The sequence below is a fragment of the Chryseobacterium nepalense genome (genome assembly GCF_023195755.1).
Lineage (GTDB): Bacteria > Bacteroidota > Bacteroidia > Flavobacteriales > Weeksellaceae > Chryseobacterium > Chryseobacterium nepalense.
In genome coordinates this window covers 3772291-3791379 of the sequence record NZ_CP096203.1, presented here as the reverse complement: position 1 = coordinate 3791379, position 19089 = coordinate 3772291, and the positions used below count along the sequence as shown (strand labels likewise).

The window sequence follows — 19089 nt, the reverse complement described above, 5'->3', positions numbered from 1 at the left end:
AACAATAGAACAAAAAATTCCAGTTTAGAACTTTAACTATAAAACAATGAAAACAAAAATATTAGAAAAATTAAAGGAAATAGAGGAAAAGCGCGGCATAGAAATACTCCTTGCCGTAGAATCAGGAAGCAGAGCATGGGGTTTTGCTTCACCCGACAGCGATTATGACATACGTTTTATCTACAGGCACGAAAAAGACTGGTATCTTTCACCGTGGGATAAAGATGAAACCATAGAATTCATGACAGAAGACGATCTGGATGGTTCCGGATGGGATTTGAGGAAAACATTTCATTTACTTTTGAAGTCTAACGCCGCTTTATTAAGCTGGTTTTATTCCCCAATTGTTTATGTAAAAAATGAAAGATTTTATAACTTGTTCAAGCCATTGGCAAATGAATGCTTTTCTCCAATAGCTGTTTCATATCATTACCTAAGCATGAGCAAAAAATACCTGGAAGACTGCCGAAACGATGAAGTTAAACTGAAATCTTATTTCTATTGTCTCCGAACAGCCTTAACGGGAAAATGGATTTTAGAAAAAAATACTGTTCCGCCTGTTCTGTTCAGTGAACTGCTAACTTTGGTGGATGATTTTGCAAGAACAAAAATAGAAAATCTTATTAATGTTAAAGCAACTAAAGGAGAGTCCTATTATCATCCAAACGACTGGGAACTTTTCGGGTTTTTAGAAAAAACAATTTTAGAAAATGAAGAAAGAGCAAAAAGTCTGAAGGGCGGTAATGCAGATAAAAATGAGATGGAAATAGTTTTCAGGAAAATAGTGAATTTTTAATATTAATTTATGACAATTTCAACCCTACAAAATAAAGACCTTATCCTTTTTGAAGCTATCTCCGGAAGCCGGGCTTTCGGGTTGGCTACAGAAAATTCAGATACCGATATCCGAGGGGTATATCATGTTCCGAAAGAAGATTTTTTCGGGTTACATTATACTCCGCAGATTTCCAATGAAACCAATGACATCACGTATTATGAAATCGGGAGATTCGTAGAACTTTTGCAGAAAAACAATCCGAATATTCTGGAAATACTGTCAAGTCCTGAAGATTGCATCCAGCATAAAAACACCTTGATGGATTTGTTAAAGCCGGAAGATTTTCTCTCCAAACTTTGCAAAGATACGTTTGCAGGCTATGCAATTTCACAAATTAAAAAAGCAAAAGGGCTTAATAAAAAAATTCTTAACCCTGTTGAAAAAGAAAGAAAATCAATCCTTGATTTTAGTTATGTTTTAGAAGGTCAGGGTTCTGTTCCGCTGAAAAAATGGCTTTCAGAAAACAGAAAAAATCAAGAAAAATGCGGACTGGTGAATATTGATAATACCAAAGGAGTCTTTGCGGTTTTCTATGATGAATCGGGAATTTTAAAGTATAAAGGAATTATCCAGAATGAAGAAGCTAATCAGGTTTCCGTTTCGTCAGTTCCGAAAAAGGAAAAACCTATTGCTTATTTATTTTGTAATCTTGATGCCTATTCCAGCTATTGCAAAGATTACCGTGAATACTGGAAATGGGTTTCTGAACGCAATGAAGACAGGTACAACGTCAACCGTGAACACGGACAGAATTATGACAGTAAAAATATGATGCACACAATTCGTCTTCTGCAGTCGTGCGAACAGATTTTCAAAACCGGTTCTTTGAATATCTGCGTAGAAAACCGTGATGAGTTATTAGATATTAAAAAAGGAAACCAATCCTATGAGGCTGTTATGAAAAAAGCAGAAAACCTTATAAGATCCATAGAATTTCACTATTCTCATTCAAAACTACCGGAAGTTCCTGATATTGAAAAGACAACAAAAATACTGACAGCAATCCGGGAAGCTCTTTATATAAAACTATAATATTACTTCCCTGACTATAAAATTAAAATCCCCGAAAAGTTAAACTTTCCGGGGATTTATTGTATTGAATTAATATCAGCCGATATTATTCTCTGTTTTTAAGCATAATCCAGCCAGACTGGCTCATCGTGGATTTTGTTTTCGGATACTGGAAATTAAATTTATACCAGTACGTTGCAGTCGGTAATTTTTTACCCCCAACGGTACCATTCCAGATTGGATTTTCTTTTGAGAACCTGAACATTTCAGAACCGTAACGATCATAAATAGATCCTGTAAAGTTGTTGAAACCTCCAAGTGCTGTAAGATCAAGGGTGTCATTAATACCATCATCATTCGGAGTGATAATATTTTTCACCTGGAAAGTAAAGAATTCTAATGCTCCCACGCAATGTGTTCCTACAGATCTAACCTGAATGTTATACGTCGTATTATCCTGAATACCCGTAAATACATTAGAATCCTGCCAAGAAATACCTCCGTCAATAGAATATTCTGCAGTTTGAGGGATATTATTGATCGTTGGAAATTCTGCCGTAATGGTTAAGGTATTGTTACTGTAATCAACATTCGAAACAAATGGAGATGCTGCACCCATTACATTAACCGTGAAAGTTTTTTCACAATATCCGTTATCGATTTTCACCGTATAAACGCCCCAGCTATCTACGTTAATAGTCTGAGTAATTGCACCGGTGCTCCATAGGTAGCTATAGTTAGGCCCGGCTCCTGCATCAAGAGTAATTCTGTCTCCCTGGCACATTTCAACATCCCGTAGTGGAGAGGTAAGTTCCGGCACAACTTCTACCGTTACTTTAGCTGGCAATGAAGACTGACATCCTTTTGCTCCTAAAGCATATACTGAAAAAGTTGTTGTATTATAAACAGTTGCCGTTTGTACATTACCGGTTCCCTGGAAATTAGCCCATTCATAAGTAGATCCTCCTGTTGCAGTAAGTTCTACTGTTGATCCCGGACAAACTTTAAGTTTTGATGCTACTAAACTTACGGTTGGTCTTGTTTCTTTCAATAATGTTAATTCAACCATTGTACTACAGAAACCTCCATTGGAAACAACCACATAAAGAATCTGCCCGTCATTGCCGGTATAATGTAAAACATCCTGAATATAATCATTATTCTGAGCTACAGCGTCTGCCTGATCTTCATAAAAATGGAATACTGCTCCCGGCGTCGTACTAATAGACGGCATAGCATCCGTCAGGTCAAACCAGGTAACATCCGGGGTTGAACAGAGCAATAGTGATGCGTCAACAGCTGAAGGAGTTGTTCCCCCGTTAATTTTTATATTTGCTTTACCAGGGCATGGATTTCCTGGGAATGTTACCTGAATCTCATAATTTCCCGGCTGTGTAGCAGTAATCGTAGGAGTGGTTGCTCCCTGAATGGCAACACCGTTGAAGAACCATTGGTAATTCATATTCGGGTCACTTACAGAAGCTGTAATTACCTGAGGAACATTGTCACACACATTAATTTCTTCCGGTAAAGTTCCTCCATTGGGGTCTAATAATTCAACGCCAATATTAAATGAACCTCCTTCCAGGAATACCGCAGAATCATAACTGCTGTCAATAGCATCCGCCAAAACCATTTTAAAGTGATAAGACTGTCCAGGCACTACTGTTGCAGTTGCCTGTAATGGCACTGTTCTTCCATTAAAGTTGGTTTCAATATTTGAGGTATTATATCCTCCGAAGAAAGCAACGTTCGGCGCCCCGCATCCCATATCAAACCCAGTAAAACTGTTTTGAGGGTGAATATTGGTAACACTTACAGGCCCGGTACCCGGAGCAGGTAATACTGCCATATTTACATAAGGCCCTCCTGCTGTTGGTCTTAATAATAATGCGAATGCATCAGAGAAACTACAAGGAAACGATCCTGTATATTCTTCGGAAGCAAATAAATAATTGAACTTCACCTGAGAAGAGGTGGGAACGAAATCAAATTCTAAAATAACGGCATCGTTAAGTGTTCCTGATGGGTTTGTAGCAGCTACAAGATCCGGATCACTCCCGGTGGGTAAATCATCTCCTAAAGTAGTGCTTATATAGCTATTTCCTGCTTTATTTGCGTAGCCGGTAGTGAGCACGATACCATCTTTAAAAGGAAAATTGGTTGTTCCTTTATGAAAGTAACCCCAGGATCTCTGAACATTACTTGCCGGTAAATTCGGGCTTACCTGAACGTTGGATACGGTTGGTGTCACACAAGAATTTGTTCCGGAAGAAATCAGTATATCTTTTACCAATTGTAAAGGAGTGTAATCGGTAGGTGCATATCCTGCAGCATTCACATCAATAAAAGCACCTGCTTTCATTGTCAGACTGGATGCCTTTTCTTTCTGAGGTTTTCTGGGAGTAATGTTCTGTGAATAAAAGAGACTCGACGACGAGACCGCGAATAAGGAAAACAATAGTAGGTATCTCTTCATAAATAAATTGTTTCAACAAATTTAATTTTTTTTTATAAATAAATATACTTATTTAACCTTTTTTATATCAAAAAAACAAATAAACCTCCCAAATTGGAAGGTTTATTATATTTATAACTATTAATTTCTGTTTTTTAACAAAATCCATCCACTGCGCTGCTCAAGTTTCTTGCTCGCAGGGTTTTCCCATTGTACCCGGTACCAGTATGTAGCAGTTGGAAGTACCAGACTTCCTCTCAGCAATCCGTTCCAGCTTGTAACATTTTTACCTGCCTTAAATACTTCCTGTCCATACCTGTCGAATATAGAAGCTGCAAAATTATTATACTTGCTGATTCCGGAAAAATCTACGGTATCATTTTTACCATCGGAATTAGGAGTAATAGCATTAATGACTACAAAAGTAAAGAAGGATAATGTAGTGCCGCATTTTGCATCTTTTACACGCACCATGAGGCTGTAATTATTATTATCCAGCATATTGTAAAAAATGTTGGAAGCCTGCCATGTCACTCCTGCGTTTGAAGAATACTCAAGCTCTCCTCCTGTAGGATTCGTTGCTGATATTGTTAACACATGGTTTTCGTAGGTAACGTTTGTAAACTGCGGAAGCGTCGGGTTAATTAATTGAGCACTGAATACTTTGGAGCACGTACCATTGCTGATCGTTACGGAATACGTTCCGGGAGTATTTACAGAAATAGTTTGAGTAGTGGCCCCCGTATTCCATAGGTAAGTATAATTTGGACCTGAACCCGCATCCAGAGTTCCTGAATCACCGGCACATGCGTACACATCTTTTAACGTCGACTCAATAGCAGGTACAACTTCAATGGTAATTGAGGTAGGAGTTGCCACTCTGCATCCGTTTCCACCTAAAGCAAAAACAGAATACGTTGTGGTAGCTGTAGGAGATACAACCTGAGTACTTCCATTCCCCGGTAAACCTACCCATTCATAGGTAACGCCGCCCGTAGCCGTTAATGTAACTGATTCTCCCACGCAAATCTTAGATTTTGACGCGGCCAGTATTGCTACAGGTGGTCCTACTACAATCGTAATAGTGGCAGGATTGGCAGACACACATCCATTGGCACCTACCGCATAAACCTGATATACCGTAGTGTTTGCAGGAGAAACCGTTTGTGTGTTTCCGTTGCCTGTAAGATTAACCCAGTTATACGTAGCCCCTCCGGATGCAGTCAAGGTGACAGATTCACCCGGACAGATTTGTTGTACTGGTGCTGTTACCGTTGCTACCGGAAGCGTAGTATTCTGCGTTACCGTAACATTGGAAGTGTAAGTACAGTTTAAATTTCCTGGCTGATTTATATTGGTAACCGTTAATGTATAGGTTCCTCCTGCATTAACAACAGGAGTTAATGTATTGGCCCCGGAAACAATATTTCCTCCGCCTGCTGCAGTCCAGGCAATTGCAGAGCCTGCCGGAATTACAGAAGCAGAAGCATTAAGTGTAACTTGTGGGGTATTACAGGTAATCTGCTGAGGCTGAGCAATAGTTAATGTTGTTTGAGGAGTTGCCAGCAACTGTAAATTTACAACGTATCTGCATCCTCCACTTATAACCAGCACATAAATTGTCTGATTTCCCGCACTGTTAAATAATGTAGGATTGGGTATAGTATTCGTATTTCCTGCATTTGCATCGGAAATATTCAGATAATATGAGAATGTAACACCCGGAGCAGTAGTTATCTGCGTTTGTGCCTCCGTTAAATCATAATTGATCCCACCGGCCTGATAACACTTTAATAAAGTGGCATTCTGAACTGTAATCGGCTGAGATACCTGTATTGTAATCGTTGCAGGCGTCTGAGATACACATCCATTTGCCCCGACTGCCGTGACCGTATAAGTTGTGTTTGCAGTTGGCGAAACAGTTTGTGTGTTTCCGTTACCCGGAAGGCCTACCCAGTTATACGTTACTCCGCCGGATGCAGTTAATGTTATAGAGTCTCCGGAACATATTAATATTTTAGAGGCCGTTAAACCTGTTGTTGGCGGTGCGCTGTCGCCGGTTACTGTTACGTTTGCCGTTGCCGTACACGTTAAGTTTCCTGGCTGATAAGTGTTTGAAATTGTTAAAGTATAGATTCCTGCCGTGTTCACTACCGGATTTAGAGTATTCACTCCGGATACGATGTTTCCGTTCGTAGTTGTCCATGCGAAAGTAGATCCTGCAGGATAAACAGAACCGGAGGCATTGAGTGTGGTTTGCGAGTTGGTACACGTTAATGTAGCAGGTGTTGCTATCGTAGCAGTTATCTGAGGAGCTTTAATCAATTGTAATTCCGCAATTTTCGAACAGAATCCATTTTTCACCAGCACATATATTGTTTGTCCGGCACTCTGAAAAGCAGTAGGATTGGCGATTACGTTTCCATTCCCGGCTAAAGCATCTGACTGGTTAATATAATAACTGAAAGTTGCTCCGGGTGTCGTACTTATTGACGTCTGTGCAGAGGTAAGATTGAATGTTGCATTACCCTGTGTATAACAAGCCGTTAACGTAGCATTCTGTACGGTTGGCGAAGTTCCTCCGACAATATTTACAGAAGCTGTTCCGGGACATGTATTCCCCGGTAAAAATACCTGAACCGTATATAATCCGGGCTGCGTTGCCGTATATGAAGCACTTGTTGCTCCCGGAATAGGATTAGTTCCCAATAGCCATTGATAGGTGGCGCCACCTCCCTGAACCGAAGCTGTAAGAACCTGTGGTGCATTATCACATACATTTATAGATGAAGGCAACTGAACACCGGCAGGGTTGAGAAGCTGAACACCAATATCAAAAGATCCTGCTTCCAGAAAAACAGCAGAATCAAAGTTTGAATCCTGATAATCTGCCAGAACCATTTTAAAATGATACGTTTCTCCGGGAATTACGGTTGCCGTTGCTGTAAGAGGAATCGTACGTCCGTCAAAATTAGTCTCAATCTGGGGGTTATTGATTCCTGCAAAATATTGAACATTCTTAGGCCCGCAAGGCAAGTTTGCAGGGATAATATTGGTAACGCTTACGGGATCACCGTTAGGAAGCAATGCTAAATTGGTGTATGTAGGATCTCCAACTTTTTTCAGTAACAGCGCAAATCCGTCTGAAATGTTGCATGTAAAATTACTCTGATATTCTTTGGATGCAAATAAATACCTGAAGGTAACTTTAGTTGAAGCAGGTACAAAATCAAATTCTATATAAGTAGCGTCTCTTAAACTTAAATTGTTTACATTTAAAGCTGTTGCAAGATCTATATCTCCTCCGGAACCAAGCCCGTCACTTAGGTTTCCCTGAAAAGTATTTCCTGCTTTTCTGGCATATCCGGTAGTAAGAACAATACCTTTGGCAAATGGAAAATTGGTAGTTGCCTTATTAAAATACCCCCAGCTTCTGTTCTGATCAGTTACTGCAAGATTCGGAGAGACAACCACATTGCTTACATTGGCAGCCGAACACGTAGACCCGCCACTGATAAGTACATCTTTTACCAATTGTGTAATACTGTAAGCAGATTCCGGATAACCGGCAGCATTCACATCAATAAAGACCCCTGCCTTCATACTTGCAGCCGTAGGTTTTTTAGCGGGTACTTTGCTTTGCCTGTCCTGGGCAAATACAAGAGATCCCATAAAAACTAAAAATAAAGCCAAAAGTAAATTTCTTGTCCTCCTATTTAACATTTTTATATTATTTTAAACAAAAATACTATTTTTTTTGATTAAATATCAATTCATAATAAATTACATTATTAATAATATAACTCATCTGATTTTACAATATTTGTTCAATTACTATAAGAACGAAAAAAAGACCAACAAATTGTTGGTCTTTCTTTGAATATTTAAAAATTATTATTTCATTATTATTCTATATTCTTAAGCAGGATCCATCCTGTTTTCAATGCAGGTTTTTTACTTGCCGGATCCTCAAAACTCACCTGATACCAGTATGATGATGTAGGCAGACGTTTCCCCTGGAAATAGCCGTCCCAATAAGGCTGAAGACTACTTGCTTTGTAAACTTCTTTTCCATATCGATCGAAAATAGATGCCTTGAAATCTTTATTCTGATTCACCCCTCTGAAATCGATGATATCATTAATATTATCTCCATTTGGTGTGATTACATTCTGCATCACAAAAGTAAAATACTGAAGGAATCCTACACAGCTCGTTTTTTTAACTCTTACCCGAATTGAAACCACGGTATTTCTCGGTACATTACTGAATGTATTGGAGTTTTGCCAGGTAAGACCATTATCAATAGAATATTCCAATGCTCCATTGCTTGGGTTACTTGCCGTAAGAATCATTGTTCCGTTCTCATTATAATTTACGTTGATAATTTCAGGAATAATAGCCTGAATCACCTGTGTTGTAAATACTTTTGAACAAACACCATTATTGATTGTCACAGAATATGTCCCCGGAGTTCCTACGGAAATTGTTTGCGACGTATCTCCTGTGTTCCATAAATAGCTGTAGTTTGGTCCAGGTCCTGCATCAAGAGTAATTACATCCCCTTGGCAGATCATTCCACCGGAAAGGTTTGAAGTAATAGCAGGGACTACTTCTATTGTAATAGATGCCGGCTGAAGTGATTTACATCCTTGTGCGCCGATAGCATAAACAGAATAGGTTGTTGTCTGAGTTGGAGAAACCGTTTGGGTTGCTCCGGTGCCCGTCATTCCTACCCATTCGTAAGTAGCTCCGTTGGCTGCTGTAAGAGTAGTAGATTCACCTACGCATAATCTTACTTTAGTGGCCGTAAGCTGTGCAATTGGCGTTGCCTCTTTTCTTAGAGTTAATGTAACCATTTTACTACAAAAAGCACCGTTGGAAACAACAACGTACAATACCTGCCCGTCGGCACCATTATAACTGCTTACTGCAGAAGCATTCAGGAAATTATTATTTTGTGCAACCGCATCAGCCTGGTTAACATAGTACCTTACAACAGCAGTCGTTGACGTGGTGATTAACGGAGTTGCATCATTTAAATTAAATGTAGAAACTGAAGGAGTTGTACACAGCTTCAGGGTTGCATTCTGTGCAGGCGGAGTAGTTCCTCCAACAATGGTTATTACTGCAGAAGCAGGACACTGATTTCCCGGTACAGACACTTTCACTTCGTAAGCGCCGGGAGATGTTGCTGTATAAGAAACATTGGTTGCACCATTGATTGCCACTCCATCCTTATACCACTGGAAAGTCATCCCTGGTGATACGGTAAGCAAAGCTGTTAACACCTGTGGCGTATTGTCACACATATTTACGGTATCAGGCAAAACAACACCGTTGGCATCTACAATTTTAATTCCTATATCAAAAGAACCTCCCTCAAGGAATACGGCAGAATCTAAAGTCTGATCATTATAATCTGCAAGAACCATCTTAAAATGGTAGGCAACACCTGGAGTTACATCCGCAATTGCAGTTAAGGGTACTACCCTTCCGTTGTAATTGGTTTCAATACTTGTAGTGTTATATCCTGCAAAATAAGTAGGGTTCAATGCCCCGCAGGTAAGTGTACCACCTCCAAACTGAGTTGCAGGACGTATATTCGTAACACTTACAGGACCAGCTCCTCCGGGAAGAATAGCAACATTTGTGTAGGCACCTCCCGCTACAGGCTTGATAAGTAATGCAAATGCATCCGAATAATTACATGGAAAGCCTCCGGTATATTCCTCGGAAGCAAATATATAATTAAATTTTACCTGATTTGAATTCGGTACGAAATCAAATTCCAGAGCAACAGCATCACGCTGATTGGAGATATTGGTATTGGTTGCTGCAGCAAGATCTGCATCACCACCTTCGGAAATGAGACCTGCAAGGTTGGTAGCAATTGCGGTATTACCGGCTTCTCTCGCGTAGCCTGTTGTCAAAACGATTCCGTCTTCGAAAGGGAAATTGGTTGTTCCTTTATGAAAATACCCCCAAAACCTGTCCGGATTAGTCACCGGATGATTGGGCGTAACCGTTACATTGCTTACATTCGGCGTTGCACAGCTTGATGTTCCGTTGATAAGGACCTGCTGAACAAGTTGCTGAATGTTGTAAGATGATTCCGGATAAGATGCGGTATTCACATCAATAAAAGCTCCCACTTTCATACTCTCGGAAGTCAGTTTAACTTTACCATTTTTTCTTGACGCATGCTGAGCAGCAGCTGATCCTGAAATCAAAAGCAACACTAAAAAGAAGAAGTAGTTTTTCAGTCTATAATTTAACATTTTGTTGTTGTTTGTTCAAAAATAATAATTTTTTGATTAAAATTTGATAAGAAATGAAATAATTGCAGTAAAAACCTAATCTATTTCATCAAATCCATACATATCAGATAATATATCTGTAATAATAAAAAAAAGACCAATTTTTTTATTAGCCTTTTGTGGAGTTATTTATATAAATCGAAATTTAAATCATTCATTCTTAAGTTCATTAATTTTTTCCTGAAGCTCCTGAATTTTATCCTTAAGTGCTTTGATCTCATTTTTATTTGAACTTACATTGCTTTTCAACATCACGTTTTTTGCACGCTCACTGTGATCATCTTCTTCATCTTCTTCATTAATTTCCTCAATATCTTCCTGGATATCTTCAATATCTTCGTTAATTTCTTCAATATCCTCACTGATTTCCTCTATATCTTCGCTGATCTCTTCAATATCTTCCTGGATATCCTCAATATCCTCCTGGATGTCTTCAATTTTCTCATGGCTTTTATTGACGGACATCTGAATAAAAATAGCTAGATAAATTGCTTCCAAAGAAACTACCGTGGTAAGAATCAGCAACATTTTATCAAATTCCACCAAGCCCAAAAGCGGTAAAACAAATGATATAATAAAAAACAATGTATGTGCAATCAGAGACGGTATAGAACCTATCCACCAGGTAATTCCGTTGGCAATTTTTTCTAAAGCCTCAGTTTTTTCTTCGTACTTTTTCATTGTGTTCTGCTTTTATAATAATTCTTTGGTAACTCCTAATCCGAACAATGCAAAATCATATTTTGCGGGATCTTTCTCATCAAACTTTCTGATTACGGCGTCCAGCTCTTCTACCGTTTTCCAGTCGTTCTGCGTTCTTGAAATAAGCCCTAACTTCCTTGAAATATTTCCCGTATGCACATCCAGCGGAATGGAAAGATATTGCTGTCCTGTATTTTCCCAGATACCAAAATCTACGCCACGCTTATCCTTTCGCACCATCCAACGCAGGAACATGATGATCCTTTTGGTGGAAGAATTTTTATACGGTGAACTTACATGTTTGTGGCTTCTGTGTTTTTCAGCACCCAAAAAACTGCTTCTGAACCGTTCAACAGAATGCAGAAAACTGGTTTCCGATTCATGGAGTCTGAATAAGCTTTCAAGACTTTGATTTTCACGGTAAATCCTGTTAAACTGTTTCATAAAATACACAAAATCTTCTCCATTGAAAGTGCGGTGAATGCTTTTATCTTCAATAGATCTCAAATCTTTTTCCGAATGATTCAATACGAAATCATGAGGGGTATTCCCCATAATATCCAACATTTTTTCAGCAGATTTTATAATCGCTTTCCGGTTTCCCCAGGAAATCGTTGCTGCCAGAAAACCTGCTATTTCAATATCCTGTTTCAGGGTGAACCGATGCGGAATCTGTATAGGATCATTCCCGATAAAATCCGGATGATTATACTGGTCTGCTTTTTCATCCAGGAAGATTTTCAGTTCTTCAAAATTCAACATCATTTATTTTAAATTTTCACAGGCTCCAGTGCCTTCGGTAAGAAAGTATTCGGAAAGATGGTTCTTGCTTCATCAGTGAATACTGTAAGATCTGCATACCTGTTTGAGAAGTGTCCTAAAATAAGTTTTCCTACCTCAGCTTTTCTGGCAATCATTGCTGCTTCCACTGCGGTCGTATGTCCGGTATAATCTGCCATATCCTTTAAATCATGTAAAAAAGTGGATTCATGATAAAGGACATTAACGTTTTTAATGACGGGAATCACATTTTCAAGATAACGTGTATCGCTGCAAAACGCATAAGAAACCGGAGGAACCGGATCTGTTGTAAGAATTTCATTTTTGAGAACATACCCATCGCTCAGCACAAAATCTTTTCCTGCCTTAATATTGTGATAATCGCAGGTTTCAATTTCTTTGTATTTTGAAATTTCCTGCATATTCAGGTGTCTTTCTTTAGGCTTTTCCTTAAAGAGATATCCGTTGCAATAAATCCTGTGATCAAGAGGAATAGTGTATACCTCTACCCGGTTGTCTTCATAAATTTTTTCGGAATAGTCCTTATCCAGTTCGTGATAAACCACTTCAAAACCGCGATGGGTTTCGGTAATGGTAAAAATAGTTTCCAGCATTTTTTTTATTCCCTTCGGTCCGTATACATGCAACGGTGTTTCTCTTCCTAAAAGACGGAAAGATGCAATAAGGCCGGGAAGACCAAAACAGTGGTCTCCGTGAAGATGGGAAATGAAAATATGATTAATTCTCGAAAATTTCGCTTTTGCTTTTCTCAGCTGAACCTGTGTTCCTTCTCCACAATCAATCAGAAAAGACCTTTCCTCCATTTCCAGGAATTGTGCGGTAGGAGAAGAATTGATGGTGGGAATTGCCGAATTAAAGCCTAATATCGTTAAATAAGTACTCAAATCTATCGTTTATTATATAGACAAATGTACGGAATTTAGGTTAAGAAAAGGCTGAGATTGAGATTAAGATTAAGGTTGAGCCTAAGGTTGAGAATAAAGCAGATGTATTAAAAATTGGCTTAAAGAGATATTATCTTTTTAATTAATATTACCTAAACTTTCTGTTTTTAAACACAATTGAAATTTCAAAAACTTCAACCTTAATCTTAACCATACTATTCTTTCAGAAAATCCAGAAAAAGATCCAGGGCCTGTTTTCTGTGACTGATTTTGTTTTTATCCTGAGGTTCCATTTCTGCAAAGGTTTTATCGTATCCTTCAGGAACAAAGATCGGATCATAGCCGAACCCTTTGAAACCTTTATTTTCATTCAGGAGATTTCCGTGAACCCTTCCGTCAAAATATTTTGCTCCGTTTTCATCATAATAGCATAAAACGGTGATGAAATAGGCTTTCCTGTTTTCAATGCCTTGCATTTCTCCCAACACTTTTTCAATATTCTTGGCAAAATCATGATCTCCTGCGTACCGTGCGGAGAATATTCCCGGTCTGCCGTCCAGCGCTTCAACAACCAATCCGCTGTCGTCACCTAAGCTTGGAATTCCTGTTTTTTCAAAGCAATATTTAGCTTTAATCAAAGCATTGGCGTTAAAAGAATCACCATCTTCCACAATTTCTTCATGAATATTGTAATCCGTTAAGCTTTTTACAAAAAAACCATCCCCTAAAATCTGCTGGATTTCTTCTTTTTTATGTACATTGTGGGTAGCAACCAATAACTCCATTTCCTTTTTTTATTTTTATTTTTTTAATCACAATATTTTTTGAATATTTATCTATTGTGATGACTCTTAAAGCAATTTGTAGTTAAATTTCAGAATAATGTACTTTATATTTTCTTGTAAAAAGATAATAAAAGACTGAAAAAAGTATAATACCAACGGCAAGTATTACCCATTCCTGGATTTTAAAAGCGTCTGCAAAACTTTCATTTTTCGTGTAAACAATCAATATGGTGGAACACAAATTATTGAAGCCATGAAGAAGCATCGGCAGCAATAAAGATTTTGTTTTGTAGTATACCAGACCAAGAACGCATCCCAATAAAACCGCTCCCACAAACTGCCACGGATTTCCATGAACCAGACCGAAAATAACAGATGCCATGAGAATCGCATTTACCGGCCGTACCCCTTTATTGATCAATCCCTTCTGGATAATCCCGCGGAAAACAATCTCTTCGAAAATAGGAGCACAAATTACAGCAGTGATAATCATCACCAACGGATCATCGGTAAGCTGCTCCATCAATCTTTCGAAAAATTCATAATATTTCCCGAAAAAAGGTCCTGTTGTAGGTATTTGTGAGGTGATAAATTCCGCGATGAGCATCATCCCGAACATCATAGGAAAAATCAATAAATAGGTGTAAAAATTGGTGGGTGAAAAATTGAAGTTCAGTTTTTTTCCGGTGCTTGGTCTTACGATAAAAAAATCAAAAAAAGCGATAGCGGTAAGAAATCCGGCGGCATTGGAAAGCATAAAGTACCAATCTTTATACTGAAGGTTTTCTTTGAAAGCAAACATCCAGAAGATATTAAAAAATGATAAGGCCATGGTTCCGACTATGAGCCCGGCCAGTAAGACAAGTCCGCCCAACCATGTAAATGTAAATTTCGGATACCTGCTGTTTTCCATACTTTATACTCAGATTTATCGGGCAAAGATAAAAGTTTTTGAGAAGTTTCTTTATTGTTTGAATAATGAAGTAATAAAAACATCTGCATTTTTTTGAGGTACAGATCTCTTCCTGAAGGAAATCATTTTCAGATTCCATTAAAAATTACGATTTTTGCAACTTCAAAATACGATATGTCAGACTTAATCAAAGAAATAGAGAAAAGAAAAACTTTCGGGATTATTTCTCACCCCGATGCCGGAAAGACGACGCTCACGGAAAAGCTGCTTCTTTTCGGAGGGGCCATCCAGGAAGCGGGAGCGGTAAAATCCAATAAAATAAAAAAAGGAGCCACTTCCGACTTTATGGAAATTGAAAGACAGAGAGGGATTTCCGTAGCAACTTCCGTACTTGCTTTTGAATACAGAGATCATAAAATCAATATCCTGGATACTCCGGGACACAAGGATTTTGCGGAAGATACCTACAGAACACTGACTGCCGTAGATTCTGTAATCGTTGTCATAGACGTGGCAAAAGGGGTTGAGGAACAAACTGAAAAGCTTGTACAGGTATGCAGAATGCGAAATATCCCGATGCTGGTATTTATCAATAAACTTGACCGTGAGGGTAAGGATGCTTTTGATCTCCTGGATGAGGTTGAACAGAAATTAGGTTTAACGGTTGTTCCGCTTTCATTACCGATTGGTATGGGAAGTGATTTTCAAGGGATCTACAACATCTGGGAAAACAACATCCAACTGTTTTTGGAGGAGAAAAAGCAGAAGGTTGGAGAAGCCATTAAGTTTGATGACATTAATGATTCTGCCATTGATGAATTAATCGGTGAAAAATCGGCAGCTACGCTTCGTGAAGAGCTTGATCTCGTACAGTCGGTATATCCTGAATTCAGCCGTGAAGATTATATGAAAGGTGATCTTCAGCCTGTTTTCTTCGGATCGGCTTTGAATAATTTCGGAGTGCGCGAATTGCTGGATGCCTTTATCGATATTGCACCGATGCCCCAGCCAAAGGAAAGTGATACGCGTCTGGTAAAACCTGAAGAAAATCAGTTTACTGGCTTTGTTTTCAAAATCCATGCGAATATGGATCCGAAACACAGGGACCGCTTGGCTTTCGTAAAAATTGTTTCCGGAACGTTTAAAAGAAACGAAAATTATCTATTGGTAAGAGAGGGTAAAAAAATGAAGTTCTCTTCACCCAATGCATTCTTTGCAGATAAAAAGGAAGTCGTGGAAGAGAGTTTCCCGGGAGATATCGTAGGGCTTCATGACACAGGAAGTTTCAGGATCGGTGATACGTTGACCGGAGGTGAAAAACTGAACTTCAAAGGAATTCCGAATTTCTCGCCTGAACATTTCAGATATATCAATAATAATGATCCGCTGAAAGCAAAACAATTGGCAAAAGGGATCGATCAGCTAATGGACGAGGGAGTTGCACAGCTGTTTACGCTGGAAATGAACGGCAGAAAAATCATCGGAACAGTGGGAGCTCTTCAGTACGAGGTAATCCAGTACCGTCTGGAACATGAATATGGTGCAAAATGTACCTACGAGCCGCTTTCCATGCACAAAGCGTGTTGGGTTGAAGCCGATGAAAAGTCTGAAGAATTTAAAGAATTTGCGAGATTAAAGCAGCGGTTTTTAGCAAGAGACAAATACAACCAACTGGTATTTCTTGCTGATTCTTCTTTTACCATCCATATGACGCAGGAAAAATTCCCGAATGTGAAACTGCATTTCATCAGTGAATTTAAGAATGCTTAATGAGAAATATTAATTCAGATATTTAATCCGCGGAATTTTCTGCGGATTTTTTTGTTTTTTATTGAACTATATTCAATATTCATTTGAAAAACAGATTGTATAATCGTTAATTTTATTTTACAAAACCATAAAAATCAAACCTTTATCAATTTACATCTTCAAAACAAACCTTTTACAATCTTTACAACAATTCCACTCCTAATTTTACTTCATCGAAAAAATTAATCGTATGAAAAAATTCATTTTACTTGTTGCCGTATCGGGAACATTCATCATGTGTAAAAAGAGAGAAGCTGCAACATCGCAGCTGGAAAATACCATCAGTTCGGCCGACAGTACCATTGCTGATGCCTCGGAAAAAATCATTACAATCAATGATCAGGCAAATGCTGCTTTAGACTCTGCGAATGTTAAAATCAAAGAATTTGAGACACTAAAAATGCGGTAAAAGATAAAATAGAAAGTACTTCCAAAATAGTAGATTCTCTTTCCGAAAAAATATCATCCGTAAAACTGGAATCTAAGAAGGAAAAGAAAGATTCGGCAAAGAAAGAAAATAAAATTGTAGTAAATGTTCCTGCCCCGAAAATTATTAAGGAAACAAAAATCGTTTATAAAAATTCTCCGAAGAAAGAAAATCCTGAATTGATTCAGCAGAATAGATTCATCAAAAAAGGAATAGTGGAACTTAGCGTAAATGATGCTGAAACTGCAAAAGAAATTGTAAAGGATGAAGTTGCCAAATACAACGGCTTTATAAGAAGTGAAAGTGTTTCCCTTCAAAATAGTGATAAAAAAACCGCCTATCTGAAAGTGAAAGTTCCTGTTCAGAAATTTGATTATCTTATGTCTGACCTCAACTACAATCTGGGAACGGTCGAAAATATGAACATTGAAACTTCCGGTCATGATATTGTTGAAAACACGATGTGTGAAATCGACATTACCCTTTACGGACAGCAGGGAAATATCGCGGATGATAAAAACCCTGAAACATTGGGAGCACAGTCCTTTGCTGCTATATCTTCGGGCTGGAATGTCATCACTTCTATTTTTCTGTTTATTCTTCCGCTTTGGCCGTTATTTGTGATTGCAGGAATCGGATATTATTTTTATAAAAAAAGAAAGGCTACGGATAAAAATCCTTAAGAAAGAATATTCCGATAGATTTTAATAATATTTTAATCATAATCACGTTATTCCGAAAATGATATTCCTAATTTTACTTCATTGATTATAATTTACATTTATCATTTAACTTAAGCTAAAAAAATCAATCAAAACAATAGTTAGAACAATATATTATTAATATTTTGTGGTTCGTGTGAAAGTAAAAAGGCTCCCATTTCTGAGAGCCTTTTACTATTTCATTTTTATAGTAAGCAATTACTTTGCAATGCTTCTTGAGATAACGATTTTCTGGATTTCAGAAGTTCCTTCATAGATCTGTGTGATCTTTGCATCTCTCATCATTCTTTCCACGTGGTATTCTTTTACATATCCGTATCCACCGTGAATTTGTACTGCTTCAATTGTCGTATCCATTGCTACCTGAGAGGCATATAATTTCGCCATCGCACCGCTTTCTGAAATATCCTTTCCAGCATCTTTTTCTACTGCAGCTTTGAAACAAAGCATTCTTGCCGCCGTGATTTGGGTCGCCATATCTGCCAGTTTAAATGCAATCGCCTGATGGTTGATAATTTCAGTTTTAAAAGCTTTTCTTGTTTTAGCATATTTTAATGCCAGTTCGTAAGCTCCTGAAGCAATACCTAATGCCTGAGAAGCAATCCCGATTCTGCCTCCGTTCAGAACAGCCATCGCAAAATTGAATCCGAAACCGTCTTCTCCGATTCTGTTTTCTTTCGGCACCTTTACATTGTTGAAGATCAAAGAATGCGTATCGCTTCCTCTAATTCCCAGTTTGTCTTCTTTAGGCCCGATTTCAAATCCTTCCCATCCTCTTTCAACGATGAAAGCATTGATTCCTTTATGTTTTTTCTCAGGATCCGTTTGTGCAATTACAATATAATAGCTTGCTGTACCACCGTTGGTGATCCAGTTTTTAATTCCGTTCAGCAAATAATAATCTCCTTTATCTTCTGCAGTGGTTTTTTGTGAAGTTGCATCAGAACCTGCTTCCGGCTCAGACAATGCAAATGCTCCGATTACCTGTCCGCTTGCAAGAGGTGTTAAATATTTTACTTTCTGTTCTTCAGAAGCAAATTTTTCAAGTCCGGCACATACCAAAGAATTGTTTACAGACATTACCACAGCTGCAGAAGCATCTATTTTTGCAATCTCTTCCATGGCCAAAACGTAAGAAACACTGTCCATCCCTGCACCGCCGTATTTAGGATCTACCATCATTCCCAAAAGTCCCATTTCACCCATTTTTTTCACCTGTTCTGCAGGAAACTTCTGATCGCGGTCTCTTTCGATTACCTCAGGTAATAGTTCGTTTTGTGCAAAATCCCTTGCTGCCTGCTGAATCATCAGCTGTTCTTCCGATAAATTAAAGTCCATAAAAATTGAATAATTAGATGGACGCTAATTTACACTTTTTGATCAAATCTGAAAATAGAATTAAAACTTAAGTCTTACATT

General features: G+C 38.3%; 14 protein-coding genes. 5 read left to right on the top strand and 9 right to left on the bottom strand.

Annotated elements, in window-relative coordinates:
• The first annotated feature begins 46 nt into the window (after nt 1-46).
• Complete coding sequence (locus M0D58_RS17125; RefSeq protein ID WP_248391988.1) at nt 47-796, top strand: nucleotidyltransferase domain-containing protein; 750 nt, start codon at nt 47-49, stop codon at nt 794-796.
• A gap of 9 nt (nt 797-805) precedes the next feature.
• Entirely contained in the window at nt 806-1870 is a 1065-nt protein-coding gene (locus M0D58_RS17120; RefSeq protein ID WP_248391986.1) for a nucleotidyltransferase domain-containing protein, read from the top strand.
• Between the two features lie 85 nt (nt 1871-1955).
• Here the strand turns inward: M0D58_RS17120 and M0D58_RS17115 are convergent, their stop codons facing one another.
• From M0D58_RS17115 to M0D58_RS17080, 8 genes are all read right to left on the bottom strand, one after another.
• On the bottom strand, nt 1956-4328 hold the full coding sequence (locus tag M0D58_RS17115) for a choice-of-anchor L domain-containing protein (RefSeq protein WP_248391984.1): 2373 nt from the start codon (nt 4326-4328) through the stop codon (nt 1956-1958).
• Nucleotides 4329-4448: 120 nt separating this feature from the next.
• Nucleotides 4449-8030, bottom strand: a complete 3582-nt coding sequence (locus M0D58_RS17110; protein ID WP_248391982.1) for a choice-of-anchor L domain-containing protein — start codon at nt 8028-8030, stop codon at nt 4449-4451.
• Between the two features lie 182 nt (nt 8031-8212).
• A complete protein-coding gene (locus M0D58_RS17105) occupies nt 8213-10588 on the bottom strand; it encodes a choice-of-anchor L domain-containing protein (RefSeq protein WP_248391980.1) in 2376 nt (791 codons plus the stop codon).
• A gap of 189 nt (nt 10589-10777) precedes the next feature.
• The gene (locus tag M0D58_RS17100) at nt 10778-11308 is read right to left on the bottom strand and encodes a DUF1003 domain-containing protein (RefSeq protein WP_248391978.1); all 531 of its coding nucleotides are present in this window, start codon (nt 11306-11308) and stop codon (nt 10778-10780) included.
• A gap of 12 nt (nt 11309-11320) precedes the next feature.
• Complete coding sequence (locus M0D58_RS17095) at nt 11321-12091, bottom strand: TIGR02757 family protein (protein ID WP_428037175.1); 771 nt, start codon at nt 12089-12091, stop codon at nt 11321-11323.
• Between the two features lie 8 nt (nt 12092-12099).
• Nucleotides 12100-13014, bottom strand: coding sequence for a ribonuclease Z (locus M0D58_RS17090; RefSeq protein ID WP_248391976.1), 915 nt, complete (start codon nt 13012-13014; stop codon nt 12100-12102).
• 215 nt (nt 13015-13229) lie between these two features.
• A complete protein-coding gene (gene rdgB / locus M0D58_RS17085; protein ID WP_248391974.1) occupies nt 13230-13799 on the bottom strand; it encodes an RdgB/HAM1 family non-canonical purine NTP pyrophosphatase in 570 nt (189 codons plus the stop codon).
• 82 nt (nt 13800-13881) lie between these two features.
• Nucleotides 13882-14712, bottom strand: coding sequence for a CPBP family intramembrane glutamic endopeptidase (locus M0D58_RS17080; RefSeq protein WP_248391972.1), 831 nt, complete (start codon nt 14710-14712; stop codon nt 13882-13884).
• 174 nt (nt 14713-14886) lie between these two features.
• Here M0D58_RS17080 and M0D58_RS17075 point away from each other — a divergent pair, with 174 nt between their 5' ends.
• The 3 genes from M0D58_RS17075 (at nt 14887) to M0D58_RS17065 (ending at nt 17631) form a co-directional block, all read left to right on the top strand.
• Nucleotides 14887-16482, top strand: coding sequence for a peptide chain release factor 3 (locus M0D58_RS17075; RefSeq protein ID WP_248391970.1), 1596 nt, complete (start codon nt 14887-14889; stop codon nt 16480-16482).
• Nucleotides 16483-16711: 229 nt separating this feature from the next.
• Nucleotides 16712-16930: a hypothetical protein gene (locus M0D58_RS17070; RefSeq protein WP_248391968.1), complete on the top strand. Its 219-nt coding sequence runs from the start codon at nt 16712-16714 to the stop codon at nt 16928-16930.
• A gap of 233 nt (nt 16931-17163) precedes the next feature.
• Nucleotides 17164-17631: a DUF4349 domain-containing protein gene (locus tag M0D58_RS17065; RefSeq protein WP_248391966.1), complete on the top strand. Its 468-nt coding sequence runs from the start codon at nt 17164-17166 to the stop codon at nt 17629-17631.
• 237 nt (nt 17632-17868) lie between these two features.
• Here the strand turns inward: M0D58_RS17065 and M0D58_RS17060 are convergent, their stop codons facing one another.
• Complete coding sequence (locus M0D58_RS17060) at nt 17869-19008, bottom strand: acyl-CoA dehydrogenase (RefSeq protein WP_072885762.1); 1140 nt, start codon at nt 19006-19008, stop codon at nt 17869-17871.
• Nucleotides 19009-19089: the final 81 nt, after the last annotated feature.

Excerpts from the sequence above, each read along its gene's own strand:
- M0D58_RS17125 (WP_248391988.1), top strand. The coding sequence starts at position 47 with ATGAAAACAAAAATATTAGAAAAATTAAAGGAAATAGAGGAAAAGCGC.
- M0D58_RS17120 (WP_248391986.1), top strand. The coding sequence starts at position 806 with ATGACAATTTCAACCCTACAAAATAAAGACCTTATCCTTTTTGAAGCT.
- M0D58_RS17115 (WP_248391984.1), bottom strand. The coding sequence starts at position 4,328 with ATGAAGAGATACCTACTATTGTTTTCCTTATTCGCGGTCTCGTCGTCG.
- M0D58_RS17110 (WP_248391982.1), bottom strand. The coding sequence starts at position 8,030 with ATGTTAAATAGGAGGACAAGAAATTTACTTTTGGCTTTATTTTTAGTT.
- M0D58_RS17105 (WP_248391980.1), bottom strand. The coding sequence starts at position 10,588 with ATGTTAAATTATAGACTGAAAAACTACTTCTTCTTTTTAGTGTTGCTT.
- M0D58_RS17100 (WP_248391978.1), bottom strand. The coding sequence starts at position 11,308 with ATGAAAAAGTACGAAGAAAAAACTGAGGCTTTAGAAAAAATTGCCAAC.
- M0D58_RS17095 (WP_428037175.1), bottom strand. The coding sequence starts at position 12,091 with ATGTTGAATTTTGAAGAACTGAAAATCTTCCTGGATGAAAAAGCAGAC.
- rdgB (WP_248391974.1), bottom strand. The coding sequence starts at position 13,799 with ATGGAGTTATTGGTTGCTACCCACAATGTACATAAAAAAGAAGAAATC.
- M0D58_RS17080 (WP_248391972.1), bottom strand. The coding sequence starts at position 14,712 with ATGGAAAACAGCAGGTATCCGAAATTTACATTTACATGGTTGGGCGGA.
- M0D58_RS17075 (WP_248391970.1), top strand. The coding sequence starts at position 14,887 with ATGTCAGACTTAATCAAAGAAATAGAGAAAAGAAAAACTTTCGGGATT.
- M0D58_RS17070 (WP_248391968.1), top strand. The coding sequence starts at position 16,712 with ATGAAAAAATTCATTTTACTTGTTGCCGTATCGGGAACATTCATCATG.
- M0D58_RS17060 (WP_072885762.1), bottom strand. The coding sequence starts at position 19,008 with ATGGACTTTAATTTATCGGAAGAACAGCTGATGATTCAGCAGGCAGCA.